We start from the raw sequence: 19313 nt of genomic DNA, 5'->3' as shown, positions 1-19313 counted from the left end.
CAAGCGCCGCTGGGCCCCACGCTGGGACTATGAGACTTGGTATCGACATCGGCAAGGTCATCATCAACGGGCCGGCGCACCCCGAGGGCGGCGACACCGCGTTCTTCACCGGCGACACCGCGCGGCTGCTGCGCACACCCTCGATGCCGGGGGCTTTCGAGGCGATCGCGCGGCTCGTGACGCTTTTCGACGGGCGGGTGTGGCTCGTCTCCAAGTGCGGCGAGCGGGTGGAGCGGCGCACACTCCAGTGGCTCGCGCACCACGACTTCGCCGGCCGCACCGGGATCCCGCCGGACCATGTGCGCTTCTGCCGGCAGCGGCGGGACAAGGCGATCCACTGCGCGGAGCTGGGCATCACGCACTTCGTCGACGACACGCTCGAGGTGCACGAGGCGCTGCGCGGGCTGGTGCCGCGCCTCTACCTCTTCGGGTCCGGGGAGAGCCAGCCGCGGTGGCTGGAGCACACACCGACGTGGGCGAGCGCCGAGGAGGCGATCACGGCGACGTTCGCAGAAACCGCGGCGGGACGTGGTCGGTGAGCCACACGCCGTTCGCGCTGCGGTAGAACGCGTGCCCGGCCGCGGCCATCGCCGCCGCGTCGACGGCCAGCACCGCGATCGGCCCGCGCCGTCGCCGGCCGACGACCTGCGCGGTGGTGACATCGGGCGAGAGGTGAACATGGTGGCGCCCGCCCCGCTCCAGCCCGCGCGCCCGGATCGAGGGGAGCGCCGCGGCCGACGTGCCGTGGTAGAGGACCGGCGGTGGTGACACCTGGTCGAGGCCGAGGTCGACCGGCACCGAGTGGCCCTGGCTGGCGCGGATCTCGTCGCGGCCGTCGGGCCGGCGGCGGATCGCGTACCGGCGCTTGTCGTTGCCGGCCACCACCGCGTCGAGGTCGGCGCGGCTGACCGAGGTGCCGAGCGCGGCCAGCAGGTCGTCGACCGCCACCCAGCCCCGCGAGTCGAGCGTGAGGCCGACGCTGGCCGGGTCGTGGCGCAGGATGTACGACAGGCGCCGGCTCAGCCGGACCAGCGCGGCGCTATCCACGCTTCCAGACCGCGTCGTCCGGAGGATCAGCACGAGACGGCGGCGGCTCGGCATGGGACGGCGGCGCCTCGGCGCGTGACGCGGGCTCAGCACCGGACGGCGGCGGCTCGGCATGGGACGGCACGGCCGCCACGACCGGAGAGACCGCGCGCTGCCACCACTGGGCCAGCCCCACGCCGGCGAGCACGAACAGCGCGCCCACCAGCGCGAACCACGCCGTGATCTCGACGTTTTCGCGCTGGAGCGTGATCGAGTCGGGCAGGTCGAGCAGCACCTCGGTGAGGGCGTCCGCGTTTTCGGCCTTGAAGAACTCGCCGCCGGTCAGGTCGGCGACCTCGGTGAGCGTGCCCTCGTCGGCCTGCATGTAGCGGCCGCGGCCGCCGAAGCCGCCGAACGGGCCGCCGCTCCCGTCACCCCGGTACGCCGCGTCGCCGCTGATCTGCTCGCGCGTGCAGATCGACGGCGCGGGCTCGGTGCTGCCGAAACCGATCGTGTACACGCGGAGCTTGCGCGCGGCCGCCTCGCCCGCGGCGGTGACCGGGTCGACGCCCTGCGTGTTGCGCCCGTCGGTGAGCACGACGATCGTGTCCGGCTCGTAGGCGCCGGCATCGCCGCTCGCCGGCGGCACCTCGACGCCGGTCGGCGCTACGTCCGGGTTGATCTCGGCGATCGCGTCGACCGAGGTGAGGATCGCCTGGCCGATCGCCGTGCCGCGGGAGGTCTTGAGGTCGTCGATCGCGGCGAGCAGCGCGTCCTTGTCGTCGGTCGGCTCGACCAGCAGCCCGGCGATCGCCGAGAAGGTGACCAGCCCGATCCGCGTGCCCTCGTCGAGGTCCTTGACGAACTCGCGCGCCGCCTCCTGCGCCGCGCTCAGCCGGTTGGGCTCGACGTCGGTGGAGCACATCGACGCGGAGACGTCCATGGCGAGCAGGATCGTGGCGGAGTTGGACGGCACCGGCACCGAGGCCTGCGGGCGGGCGGCGCCGGCGGCGAGCACAACGAGCCCGGCGGCGAACAGCCAGAGCGGGACGCGCCGCCGCCACAGCGAGCGGCCGGGCAGCGCGGCGCGGATCAGCGTGACGCTGGAGACCCGCACGGTCTCGCGGCGGCGCCGGCGGCGCAGCCACCACCGGTAACCCAGCAGCAGCGGGAAGGCCAGGAGCGCGGTGAGGGCCCACGGCCAGGTCAGCGACATCAGAGGATCCGTCCGAACCAGGAGATCATGAGCAACCCGCCGATCGTGAGCAGGATCAGCGCGATCGCGACCGCCGCCCCGGTCAGCTCGACAAGCTTGTCTTCCGTGGTGATGCGCAGGTCGAGCGAGTCGTAGACGTCGTTGAGGGACCGTGCGTCCTGAGCTCGATGGTAAGAGCCGGCGGTGGTCTCCGCGACCTCGGTGAGCAGTTCCTCGTTGAGCGCGGTCGCCATCTGGTACCCGTCGACCTCGATCGTGGCGCCCTCCACCGTGCCGACGCCGACGGTCTCGATGTGTACACCCGCGGTCGCGGCGAGCTCGGCGGCGGCGAGCGCGTCGGGCCCGCCGGTGTCCTCGCCGTCGGACAGGAGCACGATCGTCGCCGAACGCCAGTAGCCGAGATCGGGCGGCGGCTCGGCCGCGTCCGGGTCGGGCAGGCTCACCGGCTGGCCGACGATCGCGGAGAGCGAGGCGAGGATCGCCTGCCCCAGCGACGTGCCGCCGGCGACGGTGAGCCTGTTGATGGCCGCGACCGTGCTGTCGTGGTCGGCGCTGGGCAGCTGGGTGGTGAGCGCGCCCTGCCCGAAGGCGACGATGCCGACGTCCACTGTGTCCGGTTGCGCGCGCACGAACGCGGCCGCCGCGGACTGGGCGGCGGCGAGGCGGGTGGGCGTGACGTCCTTGGCGCCCATGCTGTTGGAGACGTCGAAGGCGAGGATCACCGTGCCCGAGGCGCGCGGCACCGGCACTGTCGCTTGTGGACGCGCGACGCCGAGGAAGAGCAGCACCAGCGCGGCGAGCATCAGCAGCGGCGGCAGATGCCGCCGTACGCGCCCGCGCCGCCGGGTGGGCTGGAGTCCGGCGGCCGCTAGCGCCGCCGCCCGCCGCCGCTGGAGCAGTTGGTACGCCACGAGCAGCCCCGCGCCGACCGCCACCGCGACGGCCAGCAAGAGGGGGTACTCGAAGCTCACGCCCGCCTCCGTTTCGACCGCTGTGCCATGTCGACGAGCGCGCCCACCAGGTCCTGGTCGGTGCCGAGCCGGTGGTCGACGGCACCGGCCCGCCGCATCGCGCCGGTGACCGCGAACTCGCGGGCGTCGACCTCGGCCCGCAGCCGCCGGCGGAAGAGCGGGTCGCTGGTGTCGGCCAGCAGCTGCTCGCCGGTCTCCGCGTCTTCGACCAGCACCAGCCCGAGGTCGGGCAGGTCGAGCTCGGCCGGGTCGACGACCCGGATCGCCACCACCTCGTGCCGCAGGGCGAGCCGGGTCAGCGCCGGCTCCCAGTCGAGCTCGCCGATGAAGTCGGATATGACGAAGACGAGCCCCCGCCGCCGCGCGGTGGCCGCGGCCAGGTGCAGCATCGCCGCGAGGTCGGTCGGGCGGCGGTCGTCGCGGGCCGGCCCGTCCTTGGTCAGCTCGTGGGTCAGGTGGAGCACGTGGGTGCGCCCGGTGCGGGCCGGGACGACCCGCTGCACCTGGTTGTCGTAGAGGATCGCGCCGACCCTGTTGCCACCCTGGGTGAACAGCCGCGCCAGGCACACCGCCAGCTCGGTCACCACCGAGGCCTTGCCGGCGCCGACGCCGAAGCGCATGGACGCGGACCGGTCGAGCACGAGCCAGGCGGTCACCTCACGGTCCTCTGTGTACTGCCGGACGTAGGGCTCGTCGAGGCGGGCGGTGACGTTCCAGTCGATGTGCCGCACGTCGTCTTCGGGCGTGTAGCCACGCAGGTCGGCGAAGTCGATGCCGGTGCCCCGGAACACCGTGCGGTAGGCGCCTTGCAGCCGCCCGTCGAGGCGGCGCACGACCTGCCACTCCAGGCGGCGCAGCAGGCGGTCCGGCGGGCTCGTCACGACACGGCCGCTCTGGCCCGCGGCGGCGCGTCCGGCGCGGGCAGCGCCTCCAGGACGCGGGTGAGGATGGTGTCCGGGGTGACGTCGTCGGCGAGCGCCTCGTACGACAGCACGAGCCGGTGCCGCAGCACGTCGAGCGCGAGGTCGGTGAGGTCGGTCGGCACCACGTAGTCGCGGCCGCGCACGAACGCGAGCGCGCGGGCGGCCAGCACCAGGTTGATGGAGGCGCGCGGGCTGGCGCCGAAGCTCACGTACCGGGCGAGGTCGTCGAGGCCGACGTCGGCCGGGCGGCGGGTGGCGGCGGCGAGCCTGACTGAGTGCTCGATCAGCGCCGGGTCCACGTACACCTGCTCGACCTTGGCCTGCATCGCGATGAGCCGCTCGGGGTCGGCGACGGCCTGGGTGGCCGGCGGCGCCGCGATGGCCCGCTCGACGATGACGAACTCCTCCGTGGTGCTCGGGTAGCCCACCACGACCTTCATCATGAACCTGTCGACCTGCGCCTCGGGCAGCGGATACGTGCCCTCCGACTCGATCGGGTTCTGCGTGGCCATGACCAGGAACGGGCGCGGCACCTGGTGGGTCTCCCGGCCGATCGTCACCTGCTGCTCCTGCATGACCTCCAGCAGCGCGCTCTGCACCTTGGCCGGCGCCCTGTTGATCTCGTCGGCGAGCAGCAGGTTGGTGAAGACCGGACCGAGCGACACCTGGAACTCGCCGGTCGGCTGGTGGTAGACCCGGGTGCCGACGATGTCGGCGGGCACGAGGTCGGGCGTGAACTGGATCCGGTGGAACTGCCCGCCGATCGCGCTGGCGAGCGCCTTGACGGCGAGCGTCTTGGCCAGGCCGGGAACGCCCTCGACGAGGATGTGACCGCGGGAGAGCAGCGCCACCAGCAGCCGCTCGAGCAGGGCGTCCTGGCCGACGATGGTCTTCTTGACCTCGTAGAGAACCTGCTCCACCGGGGTGTCCATGCCTACCACGCTCCGTCGCTCGGCGCTCGTTCGCCGTCGTGGTCGAGGCCCGTGGCCTCGCAACTCCCGCTCATCCTGTGTCCTATCGCTGTGGGCCGTTGCTGCTGCCGGGGCCGCCGCCGAGGGCGGTGCCGATCGGCACCGCGAAGCCGATGCCGATGAACGTGCCGGCCTTGGTCGGGTTGGCCAGGGCGACGACGATGCCGACCGTCTCGCCGCGGGTGTTGACCAGCGGGCCGCCCGAGCTGCCCGGGTTGACCGCGGCGTCGAACTGGATGAGGCCGCCCAGCCGGGTGCCGTCGTCGCCGGCCGCGGCGCGGTCGAGCCCGGAGACCACGCCCGCGGTCGCGCTGCTGGTCATGCCGAGCTGGTTGCCGATCGCGACGACCGTGTCGCCGATCGCGAGGCGCCCCGAGTTGCCGATCGTGGCGGGCACGAGCACCTGGGGCAGGCCGGTGACCGCGAGCGCGGCGATGTCGTTGGCCGGGTCGCTCGCCTCGACGGTCGCCGCCGAGCGCGTGCCGTCGGCGAACGTGACCCGCACCGCGCCGCCCTTGACCACGTGCAGCGCGGTGAGGATGACGCCGGTGTCGCTGGCCACGACGCCGGTGCCGGTGCCGGCGACCTGGTTACCCGCGGCGAGCCGCTCGACGATGACCACCGAGGGGGCCACCGCCTCGTAGACCTCGGCGGGGGTGAGCGCCTCGACGGCGGTCGGCTCGGGCGAGGGTGTCGGCTCGGCGGCGGGCTCGCCGCCGCCGGGGCCCCATCGGACCAGCGCGACCGCGAGTAGCAGGAGCGCCACGACCGCGGCCGCCCAGAGTACGGTCCAGCGGCGCATCACAACACGATAACGGTGGAGGAGTCACACAGGCTAGCCTGCTGTGAGCGCTCACAGTATGGTTGCCGCCATGAGCGAACGCCTCTGGTACGAATCCTTCGCCCCGCCACCGACCGCCCGGCCCGCCCGCGCCTGGCTCGACAGCGACGCCCCGCGGCTGCCGCTCGACGGGCAGTGGCGCTTCCGGTACGCAGAGCGCGCCGACGGGCCGCTGGACTTCACCGGGCCGGCGTTCGACGACGCGGGCTGGGACAGCCTGCCGGTGCCGTCGCACTGGCAGCTGCACGGATACGGCGCCCCGGCGTACACGAACGTCACCTACCCCTTTCCGCTCGACCCGCCGCACGTGCCCGACGAAAACCCGACCGGTGACTACCGGCACACGTTTCGCCTCCCGGCCGGCTGGCCGCCCGGGAGCACGCTGCTCCGCCTCGCCGGCGCCGACTCCGCCGCCCGGGTGTGGCTCAACGGCGTCGAGCTCGGCCGCACCAGCGGCAGCCGGCTGACCACGGAGTTCGACGCCACGGAGGCCCTGCGGCCGGACGGTGACAACGTTATCGCGGTACGCGTCGTGCAATGGAGCGCGGGCAGCTACCTGGAAGACCAGGACATGTGGTGGCTTTCCGGCATCTTCCGCGGCGTCGACCTCGTCGCCCGTCCCGACGGCGGGATCGACGACGTCGACGTGCGCGCCGAGTACGACCACGTGACCGGCGCCGGCACGCTGACCGTCGCCGCCAGCGCCCCGGACGCCCGGGTGCGCGTCCCCGAGCTCGGCGTCGACGTGGCCGCCGGCGAGACCGTGCCGCTGGCGTCGGTCGAGCCGTGGTCGGCCGAGCGCCCCCGCCTGTACGACGCGACGGTCAGCACGGCCACCGAGACCGTGCGCCTGCGGATCGGCTTCCGCACCATCCGCGTCGAGGACGGCGTCATCACCGTGAACGGCCGCCGCGTGCTCTTCCGCGGCGTCAACCGCCACGAGTTCCACCCCGACCGCGGCCGCGCCGTCACCGAGGAGGACATGCTCGACGACGTGCGCCTCATGAAGCAGCACAACGTCAACGCGGTGCGCACGAGCCACTACCCGCCGCACCCGCGCTTCCTGGAGCTGTGCGACGAGTACGGCCTCTACGTCGTCGACGAATGCGACCTGGAGACCCACGGCTACGGCGACGTGGAATGGCGGGGCAACCCGGCCGACGACACGCGCTGGGAGGCGGCGCTCGTCGACCGGATGCGGCGCACCGTCGAGCGCGACAAGAACCACCCCAGCGTCGTGCTCTGGTCGCTCGGCAACGAGAGCGGCAGCGGCCGCAACCTCGCCGCGATGGCCCGCTGGGCCCGGCACCGCGACCCCAGCCGCCCGCTGATCTACGAGCGCGACTGGACCGGCCGCGACGTCGACGTGTACAGCCGCATGTACCTGAACGTCGCCGAGGTCGAGGCGATCGGCCGCGGCGAGGAGGCGCCGCTCGACGACCCCGCGCTGGACGCGCGGCGGCGCCGGATGCCGTTCGTCCACATCGAGTACGCGCACGCGATGGGCAACGGTCCGGGCGGGCTCGCCGAGTACCAGCGGCTGTACGAGACGTACCCGCGCCTTCAGGGCGGCTTCGTGTGGGAGTGGATCGACCACGGGCTGCGCGCGCGTACGGCGGACGGGCGCGAGTACTTCGCGTACGGCGGCGACTTCGGCGAGCTGCTGCACGACGGCAACTTCGTCGCCGACGGGCTGCTCTTCCCGGACCGCACGCCGTCGCCCGGCCTGCTGGATGTGAAGAAGGTCTTCGAACCGGTGCGGCTCACCCCCACCGGCGACGGCGGCCTGGCCGTCCACAACGGACGTATCCACAGCGGACTGTCCGACCTGGACTTCCGGTGGGTGCTGGAAGACGACGGCGAGGTGGTCGCGCGGGGCGCGCTCGAGGTGGGCGACGTGCCGGCCGGCGAGAGCGTGCGGGTCGACCTGCCCGCCCTGCCGGCCACCGAGGGCGAGGCGCACCTGACCGTGCAGGCCGTGCTCGCCGCCGACGAGCCGTGGGCCAAGGCCGGCCACGAGGTCGCCGCTACCCAGCTGCCGGTGGGCGTCCGCCGCCCGGCCGCGCCGCCGGCCACCCCGGTCCCGGTGCGGCGCGACGGCGCCCGGGTACACGTCGGGCCGGGCGTGCTGGACGAGCGGACCGGGCGCCTCGTACGCCTCGGCGGGTGGGACGTCGACGGTCCGCGCCTGCAAGTCTGGCGGGCGCCCACCGACAACGACCGCGCGCCGCACGGCGAGGCCCTCGAACCGCTCTGGCGCCGCGCCGGCTACGACCGCCTCACCCACCGCCTTGACGAGGTGACCGTCACCGGCACCGGCGCGGTGGTGCGCGTCCGGGTCGCCCCGGCCTCGTCCGACGGCGGGCTGCTCGCCACGTACACGTGGAGCGCCCTCGCCGACGACCGCCTCGGCTTGGTCGTCGACGTCGACCTCGACGGGCATCTGCCCGGGCCGCTGCCGACGCTCGGCGTGCTGTTCGCGCTGCCCGGCGAGCTCGACCAGGTGGAGTGGTTCGGCCGGGGTCCGGGCGAGGCGTACCCGGACACCGGCCTGGCCACCCGCACGAGCCGGTGGTTCCGGACGGTCACCGACCTACAGACGCCCTACGTGTTCCCGCAGGAGAACGGCCGCCGCGCGGACGTCCGGTGGGCGACCGTGACGGCCGGGCAGGGCGGCGGCGTGCGGGTGGAGGGCCGGACCCGGTTCGGCCTCACGGTGCGGCCGTGGACCGCGGAGGCGCTGGACCGGGCCGCGCACCCGACCGACCTTGTCCCGGACGGTCGCACCTGGCTGACGCTGGACGCCGGCCACAACGGCATCGGCTCCGCCTCCTGCGGTCCCGGCGTCCTCCCGCCCTACCTGCTGCCGGCCGCTCCGGCCCGGCTGGACCTGGAGCTGCGGGTGATCTGACGATGTCGACCAGGGAGTCGGTGGAGCGGCGCGCCCGGCGACTCCCTGGCCGACTCTCAGGGGAGCGGGGTGCCGGTCAGGGTCGCGCAGGCGGCCAGCAGGGCGTCCTGCACCGCGGTGTCGTAGGCCTGCTCGTTGAGGCGGACCACCCGGCGGTCGTGGAAGAACATGCCCGTCGGTGGGTCGTCCCTTGTGGACAGCCAGACCGGGGTGTCGGCGCCGGCGGAGACGTCGAGCGGGGCGGCGACGCCGCTCATCTTCGTGCGGATCCAGCCGGGGTGGACGGCGTTGCACCGCACGGCCGGGTAGCGGCGGGCGACGGCGAACGCGATCGCGGTCATCGCGAGCTTCGAGTCGGCGTAGGCGCTGTCGGCCGTCCACTGTGTCTCGTGCTGGAGGTCGTCGAGGTCGATCCGCCCGCGCGCGATCGAGTCGGAGCTGACGTAGACGAGTCGCGACGGCAGCGGCAGCAGCGCGGTGAGCAGGTAGGCGGAGAGCGCGTTGACCTGGAATGTGCGCTCCAGCCCGTCCGCCGTCACCGGCCGCGGGCCTTCGGGCGGGAGCCAGCCGGCGTTGTGCACCACCACGTCGAACGGGGCACCGGCGCACAGCGAAGCGGCCATCGCCCGGGTGGAGGCGAGTGATGCGAGGTCGCCGACCACCACCTCGCCCGCGCCGGCGTCGCGCAGCCGGGCCGCCTTCGCCTCGTCGCGGGCGTGCCGGACCACCTCGTGGCCCCGCCCGTCGAGCACCCTGGCGATCTCCGCACCGATCCCGTCGGACGACCCGGTCACCACGACCCTCATGCGGCGACTCCCTGGAAGCCGAGCACCCCGTCGACCTCCAGCGGGCGTGGCCGCACCGGCACGTCGAAGCTGAACACCTCCAGCACCGCCGGCCCGGCCTGGAGGTAGGTCATCAGGAAGCCGCGCGGGTCGTCGTGGTGGCGGATCTCGCCGATCACCGGGTAGCCGAACGTGTCGAGCGCGGCCGGCAGGTCGTCGACGGTCACCGCCACGTGGTCGAAGCGCGGCCGCTCGCCGGGCGCGACGAGGGTCTGCGCGGCGGCCAGGTCCGGCGCGTACACGTGCTGGTAGCTCAGGTTGCCCTGGACGAACTCGAGGCGTGCCCCGTCCGGGTCGAGGAAGAACGCGATCCGCACGTCGCCGAGCACGTCGGCGGGGGGCGACAGCACGGTGACGCCGGCCGCCGCGAGGTCGCGGACGCGGGCGTCGATGTCGCCGACCTTCATGCCGAAGTGGCGGATGCCGCCCTGGAGGTCGTCGTTGACCCAGCCGCCGAGGTCGCCGCCCGGCCCGACGTCGGTGACCAGGACGCGCACCGCCCCGGCCGCGAAGCACCGCGTGCGCGGCGCCGACGTCACCTCGTCGAAGCCGAGCAGGTCGCGATAGAAGGCCGCAGACCGTTCGAGGTCGCGCGAGCCGAGCCGCAACATCACAAACGGGCACCCTACCGTGACCGCTCACAGAGGCACAACCGCTAGCGGCGCACTGGAAACAATTCCGCAACGAGCCCTTGACAGGCGCGCGACGGCGCGCAGATTCTGTGAACGCTCACAGAGTAGTGAACTCAGGAGGGCACCCCCATGACTCAGCACATCCACCGGCGCGGCTTGCTAAAGGGCATCGCGACCCTCGGCGCGGCCGCCGCCCTGCCCACTTTCCTCGGCGCGTGTACCGACGACGAAGAGCCGGCGAGCCAAGCGGCCGGCGACCCCAACGCACCGGCCAACCTCACGTTCTGGACCTGGACCACCAACATCCAGAAGGTCGTCGACATCTGGAACGCCAAGAACCCCACGCAGAAGGTCACGGTCAGCAACCAGGCACAGGGCGAGGAGCTGATCACCAAGACGCTCACCGCGCACCGCGCCGGCAACGCGCCCGACCTGATCCACGCCGAGTACCAGGCGCTGCCGGTGCTCATCACCAACGGCGTCGCCGCCGACCTCACCTCGATGGCCACCGGCATCAAGGGCGAGTTCACCGACGGGACGTGGGCGCTGACCTCGTTCGGCGGCAAGACGTACGGCATACCGCAGGACGTCGGGCCGATGATGCTCTACTACCGCGAGGACCTCTTCCAGCAGATGGGTCTCACGGTGCCGAAGACGTGGGACGAGTTCGCCGGTGTCGCGCGACAGGTGCGGCAGAAGGACGCCAAGCGCTACCTCGCGACGTTCTCCTCCGGCGACCCGGGCTGGTTCGCCGGGCTCGCCGAGCAGGCCGGCGCCAACTGGTGGGTCAACGACAACGGCACCTGGACCGTGCGGATCAACGACGAGGCGACCAAGAAGGTGGCCACCTTCTGGGGCCAGCTCGTCAACGAGGGCATCCTGTCCGGCAAGCCGATGTACACCCCGGAGTGGAACAAGGCGATGACCGACGGCACGCTGATGGCCTGGCCGAGCGCGATCTGGGGCGCCGGCGTGCTGGAGGGCGTGGCGCCGAGCACCAAGGGCAAGTGGCGCATGGTGCCGATGCCGCAGTGGGACGCCACCCCGGCGACCGGCTACTGGGGCGGCTCGGCGACGGCCATCTCCAGCAAGTCGAAGCAGCGGGCGCAGGCGGAGAAGTTCGTCACCTGGCTCAACACCGACCAGGAGGCGCTCGACACGCTGATCTCCGCGGGCGGCATCTACCCGGCCGCGACCAAGGGCCAGTCGAGCACCCAGCTGAGCAAGGCGCCGGCGATGATGCCCAACCAGCCGGACTTCTTCGCCGAGGCCGCCGAGATCGCGAAGACCGCGCGGGGCTTCAACTGGGCGCCGAACGTCAACGTGACCTACAGCCAGTACAACGACATCTTCGCCAAGGCGATCCAGGGCAAGACGGACTTCGCCGCCGCCGTCGACGCCATCCAGGCCGCGTCCGTCGCCGACCTCAAGAAGCAGGGCTTCGAGGTCAAGGAGGCCTGAGGTGGTAGCCCCGGCCGCCACGGTCCGCCGCCGCCGGCCCCGCCGGCGCGGCGGCCCGACCCCGTACGTGCTCCTGGCCCCGGCGATCGTCCTGCTCGTGCTGTTCCTGCTCGTCCCCATCGGGTACACGGTGTGGCTGAGCCTGCGCGCGGCGAGGGTGACCGGCGGCGGGTTGGGGATCCGCGAGGAGACGTTCGTCGGCCTCGAAAACTACGCGAGCGTGCTCAGCGACTCCGCGTACGTCGACGGCCTGCTGCGCATGCTGCTCTACGGCCTGATAGTCGTGCCCTCGATGCTCGGCCTCGCCCTGCTATTCGCGCTGCTGCTGGACACACCGCGGGTGCGCTTCGCGACGTTCTCCCGGATCGGTATCTTCCTGCCGTACGCGGTGCCCGGCGTGATCGCGTCGCTGCTGTGGGGCTTTCTCTACCTGCCCAACGTGAGCCCGATCCGGGACGCGTTCGAGGCGGTCGGGCTTCCCGCGCCGGACTTCCTCGCGGCCGGCTCGGTGCTCTTCTCGGTCGCCAACATCGGCGTGTGGGGCGGTGTCGGGTTCAACATGATCGTGCTCTTCACCGCGCTGCGCGGCCTGCCGGGGGAGATGTACGACGCGGCCCGCATCGACGGCGCCAACGAGGTCCAGATCGCGCTCCGGGTGAAGGTGCCGCTGATCATGCCGGCCGTCATCATGACCGGCATCTTCGCGATGATCTCCACGCTCCAGGTCTACACCGAGCCGGCGACGCTGCTACCCCTCACCGACACCGTCTCGCAGACCTGGGTACCGCTGATGACGATCTACCGGGACGCGTTCGTCAACGCGGACCTCTACAGCGCCGCGGCCGCCTCGGTGGTGCTCGCGCTCGGCACGCTCGTCGTGTCGGTCGCGATGCTCACGCTGCTCCAGCGGCGCGCCTTCGGGAGGGACCGATGACGACGCTCACCGCGCCCCGGGCGGCGGCGGACACCCGGCCCGCCCAGCGCCACCGCGGGGCCGACAAGCGCACCCGGTGGGTGCCGACGGCCCTGCTGCTGCTCGGCGCGCTGTACTGCCTCGTGCCCGTGGTCTGGGTCGCGGTCGCGGCCACCAAGGGGCCGAGCGAGCTGTTCAGCACGTTCTCGTTCTGGCCGAGCTTCCACGGCGGGTTCCAGTACAACGTCACCCACCTGCTCGACTTCCGCGACGGCGTGTTCCTCAAGTGGGCGCTCAACAGCCTGCTCTACGCCGGCGTCGGCTCGGTGCTGTCGGTGGGCGTCTCGACGATCGCCGGGTACGCGCTGGCCAAGTACGACTTCGTCGGCCGCGAGCTGATCTTCATGACGATCCTCGCCGGCGTGCTCGTCCCGCAGATCACGCTCGCCGTGCCGCAGTACCTGCTGATGTCCGAGCTCGACCTGGTCAACTCGTACTGGTCGGTGCTGCTGCCGAGCATCATCAGCCCGTACGGCATCTACCTGTCCCGGATCTACGCCGCCTCGGTGGTCTCCGACGACATGCTGGAGGCCGGCCGGATCGACGGTGCCGGCGAGTACCGGCTGGCCTGGAAGGTCGGGCTGCCGCCGATGATCCCGGGCATGGTGACGCTGCTGCTCCTCCAGTTCGTCGCGATCTGGAACAACTTCCTGCTGCCGTACATCATGATCTCGGACGATGGCCGCTTCCCGATGACCGTCGGCCTCTTCACGATGCTCAACCAGGGCGCCAGCCAGCCGGCCCTGTACTCGCTGGTGGTCATGGGTGTTCTCCTGTCCGTGCTGCCGCTGGTCGCGCTGTTCCTGTTCCTCCAGCGGTACTGGCGGCTCGACCTGGTCAGCGGGGGAGTGAAGGGATGACGTCGGTGCGTTTCCCGACCGGTTTCGTCTGGGGCACGGCCACGGCCGCGTACCAGGTGGAGGGCGCGGTCGCCGAGGACGGGCGCGGACCGTCCATCTGGGACACGTTCTGCCGGGTGCCGGGCGCGATCGCCGGCGGCGACACCGGCGACGTGGCGTGCGACCACTACCGGCGGTGGCCGGAGGACGTGGCGCTGATGGCGTCGCTGGGGCTGGGCGCGTACCGCTTCTCCGTCGCCTGGCCCCGCGTGCAGCCGGACGGCGCCGGCCCGGCCAACCAGAAGGGCCTCGACCACTACCGCCGGCTCGTCGACGGGCTGCTGGAGCGGGGCATCGTCCCGTACCTGACGCTCTACCACTGGGACCTGCCGCAGGCGCTGGAGGACCGGGGCGGCTGGCCCGCACGCGACACCGCCTACCGGTTCGCGGACTACGCGGCGATCGTGCGGGACGCGCTCGGCGACGTGGTCGACCACTGGGCCACGCTCAACGAGCCGAAGGTGGCCAGCCACGCCGGGTACGGCGAGGGCATCCACGCCCCCGGCATCCGCGACCGGGCGCTGCGCGACAGGGCCGCCCACCACCTGCTGCTCGCGCACGGGCTGGGCCTGTCGGTGCTGAGCGGGAGCGGGGAGGTCGGCGTCACCCTCGACCTCAGCCCGGTGGTGCCTTACGGGGGGAGTAGGGCGGACGCCGAGGCGTACGACTACGACAACCACGGGATGTTTCTGGAGCCGATCCTGCGCGGCGAGTCCCGCCTTCCGGATGATCTTGTCCACGCCGGCGACCTCGACCTGATCAGCGCGCCGATCGACTACCTCGGCGTCAACTACTACCGGCCCCTCTACGTCCCGAGGGTGCCGCCCGAGCTTCCGGTGACGGCCGTGGGGTGGCCGGTGGTCCCGTCCGGCCTGCGTGACCTGCTCGTCGGCCTGCGCGACACCTACCCCGACCTGCCGCCGGTCTACATCACCGAGAACGGCGCCGCCTACGACGACGAGGTCGGCCCGGACGGGTGGGTCGACGACCCGCTGCGGGTGGCCTACCTGCACGCGCACCTGCTCGCCCTGCACGAGGCGATCGAGGCCGGCGTCGACGTGCGCGGCTACTTCCTGTGGACGCTGCTGGACAACTTCGAGTGGGCCGAGGGCTACTCGAAGCGCTTCGGCATCGTCCACGTCGACCACGCCGACCAGACCAGACGACCCAAGACAAGTGCCCATTGGTACGGACAGGTGGCCCGCACCGGCGCGGTGCCGCAACCCGGGCCGGAGCTCACGTGGAAAACTGAGTCCGATGAGTAGCGAGATGGCGCAGCCACACCCCAAGTCGCGCGGCGCGGCGCGGCGGGCGATGCGCCGCGGGCCGACGATCGATGACGTGGCGGAGATCGCCGGCGTCTCCCGGGGCACCGTCTCCCGGGTGCTCAACGGCGCCCGCTACGTCAGCCCGGCCGCGCTCAAGGCGGTCGAGCGGGCCGTGCGCACCACCGGGTACACGGTCAACCAGAGCGCCCGCAGCCTGGTCACCAAGCAGTCCAACGCGGTGGCGTTCGTGCTGTCCGAGCCGCAGGAGCGGCTCTTCGAAGACCCCAACTTCAGCGTGCTGCTGCGCTGCTGCACCCAGGCGCTCGCCGAGCACGACATCAGCCTGATCCTGATGCTGGAGTCCAGCGACGCCGAGCGTGACCGGGTGCTGCGGTACGTGCGCGGCGGCCACGTCGACGGGGTGCTGCTGATCTCCGCGCACTCCGGCGACCCGCTGATCGCCGACCTGGCCACCGGCGTCGTGCCCGCCGTGGCCTGCGGCAAGCCCGGCGGGGCCGAGGCCGCGATCCCGTACGTGGCGGCCGAGGACGCCGAGGGTGCCCGCCAGATGACCCGCCACCTCGTCGCACAGGGCCGCAAGCGGATCGGCATGATCGCCTGCCCGCAGGTGGTCGGCGGCCCCGAGCGGCTACAGGGATACCGCGACGTGCTCGGCCGCAAGGCCCTCAAGCGCCTGGTCGTGCACACCTCCGACTACAGCTTCGCCGCCGGCGCGGCCGCGATGCGCGAGCTGCTCGCCGAGAGCCCCGACGTCGACGCCGTGTTCGCCGCGTCCGACCTGCTCGCCGCCGGTGCCCTCGCCGAGCTGCGCCGCGCCGGCCGCCGGGTCCCGGACGACGTGGCGGTCGGCGGCTTCGACGACTCCCGGATCGCCCGCGAGACCGACCCGCCGCTGACCACGATCCGCCAGCCGCTGGAGCGCGTCGCCGCCGACATGGTCGACGTGCTGCTCCGCCTCGTCCGCCGCGAGCCGGCGTCGTCCCGACTCCTCCCCACCGAGCTGGTCCGGCGCGAGTCCGCCTGAGCTTCTGACCTTTCCGGCCGCCGCGGCGTGTACTCCTGTGACAGGGCTCGCTGACATCGGAGGACACGGGTGGAGGACGGGGATGGTTTCCAGGAGTTCGCGCGCGCCAGGCTGACGACGCTTTCCCGGATCGCGTACCTGCTCGCCGGCGACCACCACGGGGCGGAAGACCTCGTGCAGAGCACCTTGATGAAGGTGGCGCTGCGGTGGCGGCAGGTGCGGGAGACGGCTGATCCGGACGCCTACGTGCGGCGGATCCTCTACAACGAGCGGATCAGCGCGTGGCGCCGGCGTGGCCGGGGCGGCGAGGTGGTCACCGACGCTCCGCCCGAGCATGCGTCCACTGTGGACGAGTCGGAGTCCGTGCTGCGCCAGATGATGCTGCGCCGGGCATTGGTCCGGCTCACACCGCGGCAGCGGGCGACGATCGTGCTGCGGTTCTTCGAGGACCGCACGGCGGCGGAGGCCGCGGCGATTCTCGGCTGCTCGGTCGGTGCCGTCAAGAGCCAGACCCACCACGCGCTCGGCCGGCTCCGTGCCGTGGCACCGGAGCTTGCCGAGCTGCTCGACCAATCGACGGAGGTTCGGGGATGAACGGTTTGCGGGGGCTTCTGGAGGACGTGGCCGACCAGGCCAGGACCTACGACGTGACCGAACGCGCGGTGCGCGCGGCCCACCGGCGTGAGCGGCTCCACCGGTACGCGCCGCTGGCGGCGGTGGCCGCGGTGGCGCTGCTGGCGGTGGGCATCTGGGTGCCGCTCCGGCCCTCCGGCGGCGAGCCGTCGCTGGTCGCGGGCCCGGTGCCGTGGCTACCGGAGGTGGTGGCGCCGCCCGCCCAGCCTCCGCCCGTCCTCGGCCCGGACCGGCGGGTGGGGCCGGGCTCGCTGCTCTACCGGGTACAGGGCCAGGCGGGCACGATCCTGTTGACGTCGGACGGGCGGCGGTACACCGTCCCGGACCGCGACGACCGGCGCGCGCTGTCGCTCTCCCCGGACGGGCGCTGGCTCCTGCTGGGATCGGATGACCTGCTGGTGATCCAGGACCTGCGTGACGGCGGCCAGCGGCAGGTTGCCGCGACCGATGGGAGGCAGCTCTCCTGGCGGTGGTCGTCGAACGGCAGGTGGCTCGCGCTCGGCGAAACGCTCGTGCCGCCCGCCGAAAGGAGCATGATGCGCCTGATCGACCTGACCACCGGGCAGAGCACTTCGTCGCGTGCGCAGCCCGTGGAGAGGTCGATGCTGGCCGTGCTGGATTCCGGAGAGGTTCTGCTCTGGCACGCCGGTACGACGTCGCTGAGCGCGGAACACCCGTCCGGTGGTGCGCGGTCGGTCCCGCTGCGGCTCGCCGGGGCGATGCGGCCGAACGAGGGGCTCAACCCGCAGCCGGTGGCCGCCCAGGCGCTGGCCGACGGCGCCAACGTCCTCATGCGGGCCTGGGCGTTGCTGTCCGGAGGGGACGGCCGGACCGCCCTGGTCCCCGACGACCTGCTGATGCTGGACCCCGGCAACGGCACGGTGCTGCGCCGGTTCGAGCTACCCGACCCGGTGTTCCGCGGCCCGGTGGGCGGGCCGCCGTCGGTCGACCCCAGCGCCGGCACGCAGACCTCGGGTACCCCGAGCGAACCGCCCCTCGGCTGGACGGACGCCGCCTACGACAAGCGCGACTCGGTGGCGGTCGCGCCGGAAGGCGTCCTGCTGGTGCACGAGATGCTGTCCGGATCGGTGGAGCTTGAGCTGCTGGACACCCGGACCGGGGAGCTGACGGTCGTCACCCGCGCCGGCGACCGGGTCGGCGACCTGCGACCCCGCGGCTACACCCGCTGACCAGGGCATCCGCCCGATGTCTATCAGGTGTCTACATCCCCGCTGGACGCTGTTCGCGGCGTCCAGTGGGCGCCACCGAGGGCTGGCCGGCCGGCGGGCCGAAACTCGCGACCGGCCGGGTGACCCGAGCCTCATCCAGGCCGTGGTTCCGCCGGCCGGCCTTCGCCTTCTAGGGTCTAGGCCCATGGACGCGGTCCGCGACATCTCGGCTCGGCTCGGCCCGGAGCGGGTGCTGGCGTCCGGCCCCGCGTTCGAGGCGGCCAGCCGGGTGTGGAACTCCGCGGTCGAGCACCGGCCGGTCGTCGTCGTGCGCCCCCGGTCCACCGCCGAGGTGGCCGTCGCCGTCGAGGCCGCGGGGGAGCACGGGCTGCCCCTGTCGGTGCGCGGCGGCGGGCACGACTGGCTCGGCCGGGCGGTGCGCGACGGCGGGCTCGTCGTCGACCTCGGCGCCATGCGGCGGGTCACTGTGGACGCCGCCGCGCGCGTCGCCACAGTGGAGGGTGGCGCGACCGTCGGCGACGTGATCGGCGCGGCCGCACCGCACGGCCTGGTCGCCGCGGCCGGCACCGTCGGCGGCGTGGGCATGGCCGGCCTCACCCTCGGCGGCGGGTACGGGCCGCTGGCCGGCCGCTTCGGGCTGGCCGCCGACAACCTGCTCGGCGCCGAGGTCGTGCTCGCCGGCGGGCGCGTGGTGACGGCCGGCGCCGACCTGCTCTGGGCGCTGCGCGGCGGGGGCGGCAACTTCGGCGTGGTCACCGCGATGCGGATCCGGCTGCACCCGGCGGCCCGGCTGCTCGCCGGCTTCGCGGTCTACCCGTGGGAGGACGCCGCCGGCCTGCTGTCCCGCCTGGACGACCACCTGCCGGCCGCGCCCGACGAGCTGACCGTCCCCAGTGGAGTCGCGGGCGCCCCCGGCCCGGCCGTCTTCCTCGCCCCGGTCTGGTGCGGCGACGAGAGCGCCGGCCAGGCGGCACTTGCCGAGCTGCTGCGCCTCGGCACGCCGCTGGAGTCCACCGTCGCGGCGGTGACCTATCCGGAGCTGCTCGCCCGGTTCGAGCCGTACGCCGCCGGCGGCCGGCACCACGCCATGCGCACCCGCGGCGTCCCCGGGCTCACGCCGGATGTCGTCGGCGCGCTCGTCGCGGCGGGGGAGCGCCGCACCTCGCCGCTGTCCGGCGTCGTCGTCCACCACTTCCACGGCGCGGCCGCGCGGGTACCCGAAGACGCCACCGCGTTCGGCAACCGCCGCGACCACCTGATGGTGGAGATCGGCGCGGTGTGGGAGCCCGGGCCCGGAGAGCCGCACCGGGCGTGGGCCGACGAGGTGTCGTCGGCGCTGGCGCCGGCGGCGCTGCCCGGCGGCTACCCCAACCTGCTCCGCCCCGACGACCATGACCAGATAGCGCACGCCTACGGCGCCAACGCCGCCCGCCTGGCCGAGGTGAAGGCCCGCTACGACCCCGGCGGTGTCTTCACCGCGACACCACTTCCATCGCCGAAGAGCTGAC

At 73.1% G+C, this 19313-nt stretch carries 18 protein-coding genes; 10 read left to right on the top strand and 8 right to left on the bottom strand.

From position 1 onward, the window contains the following. Positions 1-29 precede the first annotated feature (29 nt). Positions 30-539, top strand: a complete 510-nt coding sequence (locus tag ACTMTJ_RS16410; RefSeq protein ID WP_441217340.1) for a hypothetical protein — start codon at positions 30-32, stop codon at positions 537-539. Here the strand turns inward: ACTMTJ_RS16410 and ACTMTJ_RS16405 are convergent. The 6 genes from ACTMTJ_RS16405 to ACTMTJ_RS16380 form a co-directional block, all read right to left on the bottom strand. Further along, positions 496-1047 carry an RNA 2'-phosphotransferase gene (locus ACTMTJ_RS16405; RefSeq protein WP_441217338.1) on the bottom strand — a complete coding sequence of 184 codons (552 nt, stop codon included), beginning with the start codon at positions 1045-1047 and terminating at the stop codon, positions 496-498. The two genes, ACTMTJ_RS16410 and ACTMTJ_RS16405, sit on opposite strands and share 44 nt — an antisense overlap. After that, the gene (locus tag ACTMTJ_RS16400) at positions 1040-2242 is read right to left on the bottom strand and encodes a VWA domain-containing protein (protein ID WP_441217336.1); all 1203 of its coding nucleotides are present in this window, start codon (positions 2240-2242) and stop codon (positions 1040-1042) included. Before ACTMTJ_RS16400 ends, ACTMTJ_RS16405 begins: the two co-directional genes overlap by 8 nt. Then, positions 2242-3213: a VWA domain-containing protein gene (locus ACTMTJ_RS16395; protein ID WP_441217334.1), complete on the bottom strand. Its 972-nt coding sequence runs from the start codon at positions 3211-3213 to the stop codon at positions 2242-2244. The genes ACTMTJ_RS16400 and ACTMTJ_RS16395 overlap by 1 nt, the downstream gene beginning before the upstream one ends. Continuing rightward, on the bottom strand, positions 3210-4094 hold the full coding sequence (locus tag ACTMTJ_RS16390) for a DUF58 domain-containing protein (RefSeq protein ID WP_441217332.1): 885 nt from the start codon (positions 4092-4094) through the stop codon (positions 3210-3212). Before ACTMTJ_RS16390 ends, ACTMTJ_RS16395 begins: the two co-directional genes overlap by 4 nt. Beyond that, positions 4091-5068, bottom strand: a complete 978-nt coding sequence (locus ACTMTJ_RS16385) for an AAA family ATPase (protein WP_441217330.1) — start codon at positions 5066-5068, stop codon at positions 4091-4093. Before ACTMTJ_RS16385 ends, ACTMTJ_RS16390 begins: the two co-directional genes overlap by 4 nt. Positions 5069-5150: 82 nt before the next feature. Further along, positions 5151-5909, bottom strand: a complete 759-nt coding sequence (locus ACTMTJ_RS16380) for a S1C family serine protease (RefSeq protein ID WP_441217328.1) — start codon at positions 5907-5909, stop codon at positions 5151-5153. Positions 5910-5979: 70 nt separating this feature from the next. Between ACTMTJ_RS16380 and ACTMTJ_RS16375 the strand changes: the two genes are divergently transcribed. Beyond that, positions 5980-8859 carry a glycoside hydrolase family 2 TIM barrel-domain containing protein gene (locus ACTMTJ_RS16375; RefSeq protein WP_441217326.1) on the top strand — a complete coding sequence of 960 codons (2880 nt, stop codon included), beginning with the start codon at positions 5980-5982 and terminating at the stop codon, positions 8857-8859. Between the two features lie 56 nt (positions 8860-8915). Here ACTMTJ_RS16375 and ACTMTJ_RS16370 read toward each other — a convergent pair whose 3' ends face one another. After that, positions 8916-9665 (bottom strand): SDR family oxidoreductase, encoded by a 750-nt coding sequence (locus ACTMTJ_RS16370; RefSeq protein ID WP_441217324.1) that lies wholly within the window; start codon positions 9663-9665, stop codon positions 8916-8918. Continuing rightward, a complete protein-coding gene (locus ACTMTJ_RS16365; protein ID WP_441217723.1) occupies positions 9662-10315 on the bottom strand; it encodes a VOC family protein in 654 nt (217 codons plus the stop codon). Before ACTMTJ_RS16365 ends, ACTMTJ_RS16370 begins: the two co-directional genes overlap by 4 nt. A gap of 150 nt (positions 10316-10465) precedes the next feature. Between ACTMTJ_RS16365 and ACTMTJ_RS16360 the strand changes: the two genes are divergently transcribed. From ACTMTJ_RS16360 to ACTMTJ_RS16325, 8 genes are all read left to right on the top strand, one after another. Beyond that, positions 10466-11797 (top strand): sugar ABC transporter substrate-binding protein, encoded by a 1332-nt coding sequence (locus ACTMTJ_RS16360; protein WP_441217322.1) that lies wholly within the window; start codon positions 10466-10468, stop codon positions 11795-11797. A gap of 1 nt (position 11798) precedes the next feature. After that, positions 11799-12731, top strand: a complete 933-nt coding sequence (locus tag ACTMTJ_RS16355) for a carbohydrate ABC transporter permease (protein ID WP_441217320.1) — start codon at positions 11799-11801, stop codon at positions 12729-12731. Beyond that, entirely contained in the window at positions 12728-13630 is a 903-nt protein-coding gene (locus ACTMTJ_RS16350; protein WP_441217318.1) for a carbohydrate ABC transporter permease, read from the top strand. The genes ACTMTJ_RS16355 and ACTMTJ_RS16350 overlap by 4 nt, the downstream gene beginning before the upstream one ends. Beyond that, positions 13627-14934, top strand: coding sequence for a GH1 family beta-glucosidase (locus tag ACTMTJ_RS16345; RefSeq protein ID WP_441217316.1), 1308 nt, complete (start codon positions 13627-13629; stop codon positions 14932-14934). The genes ACTMTJ_RS16350 and ACTMTJ_RS16345 overlap by 4 nt, the downstream gene beginning before the upstream one ends. Next, positions 14927-15982, top strand: coding sequence for a LacI family DNA-binding transcriptional regulator (locus ACTMTJ_RS16340; RefSeq protein ID WP_441217315.1), 1056 nt, complete (start codon positions 14927-14929; stop codon positions 15980-15982). Before ACTMTJ_RS16345 ends, ACTMTJ_RS16340 begins: the two co-directional genes overlap by 8 nt. Positions 15983-16051: 69 nt before the next feature. Beyond that, positions 16052-16576: a SigE family RNA polymerase sigma factor gene (locus tag ACTMTJ_RS16335; protein ID WP_441217313.1), complete on the top strand. Its 525-nt coding sequence runs from the start codon at positions 16052-16054 to the stop codon at positions 16574-16576. After that, positions 16573-17805, top strand: coding sequence for a hypothetical protein (locus tag ACTMTJ_RS16330; protein ID WP_441217311.1), 1233 nt, complete (start codon positions 16573-16575; stop codon positions 17803-17805). Before ACTMTJ_RS16335 ends, ACTMTJ_RS16330 begins: the two co-directional genes overlap by 4 nt. 184 nt (positions 17806-17989) lie before the next feature. Then, entirely contained in the window at positions 17990-19312 is a 1323-nt protein-coding gene (locus ACTMTJ_RS16325) for an FAD-binding oxidoreductase (RefSeq protein ID WP_441217309.1), read from the top strand. The last annotated feature ends 1 nt before the right edge of the window (position 19313 follow it).

Origin of the sequence: Phytohabitans sp. LJ34 (assembly GCF_052068095.1) — a bacterium.
Classification (GTDB): domain Bacteria; phylum Actinomycetota; class Actinomycetes; order Mycobacteriales; family Micromonosporaceae; genus Phytohabitans.
The sequence above is the reverse complement of the archived record's forward strand: the minus strand, read 5'-3'. Positions and strand labels throughout refer to the sequence as shown.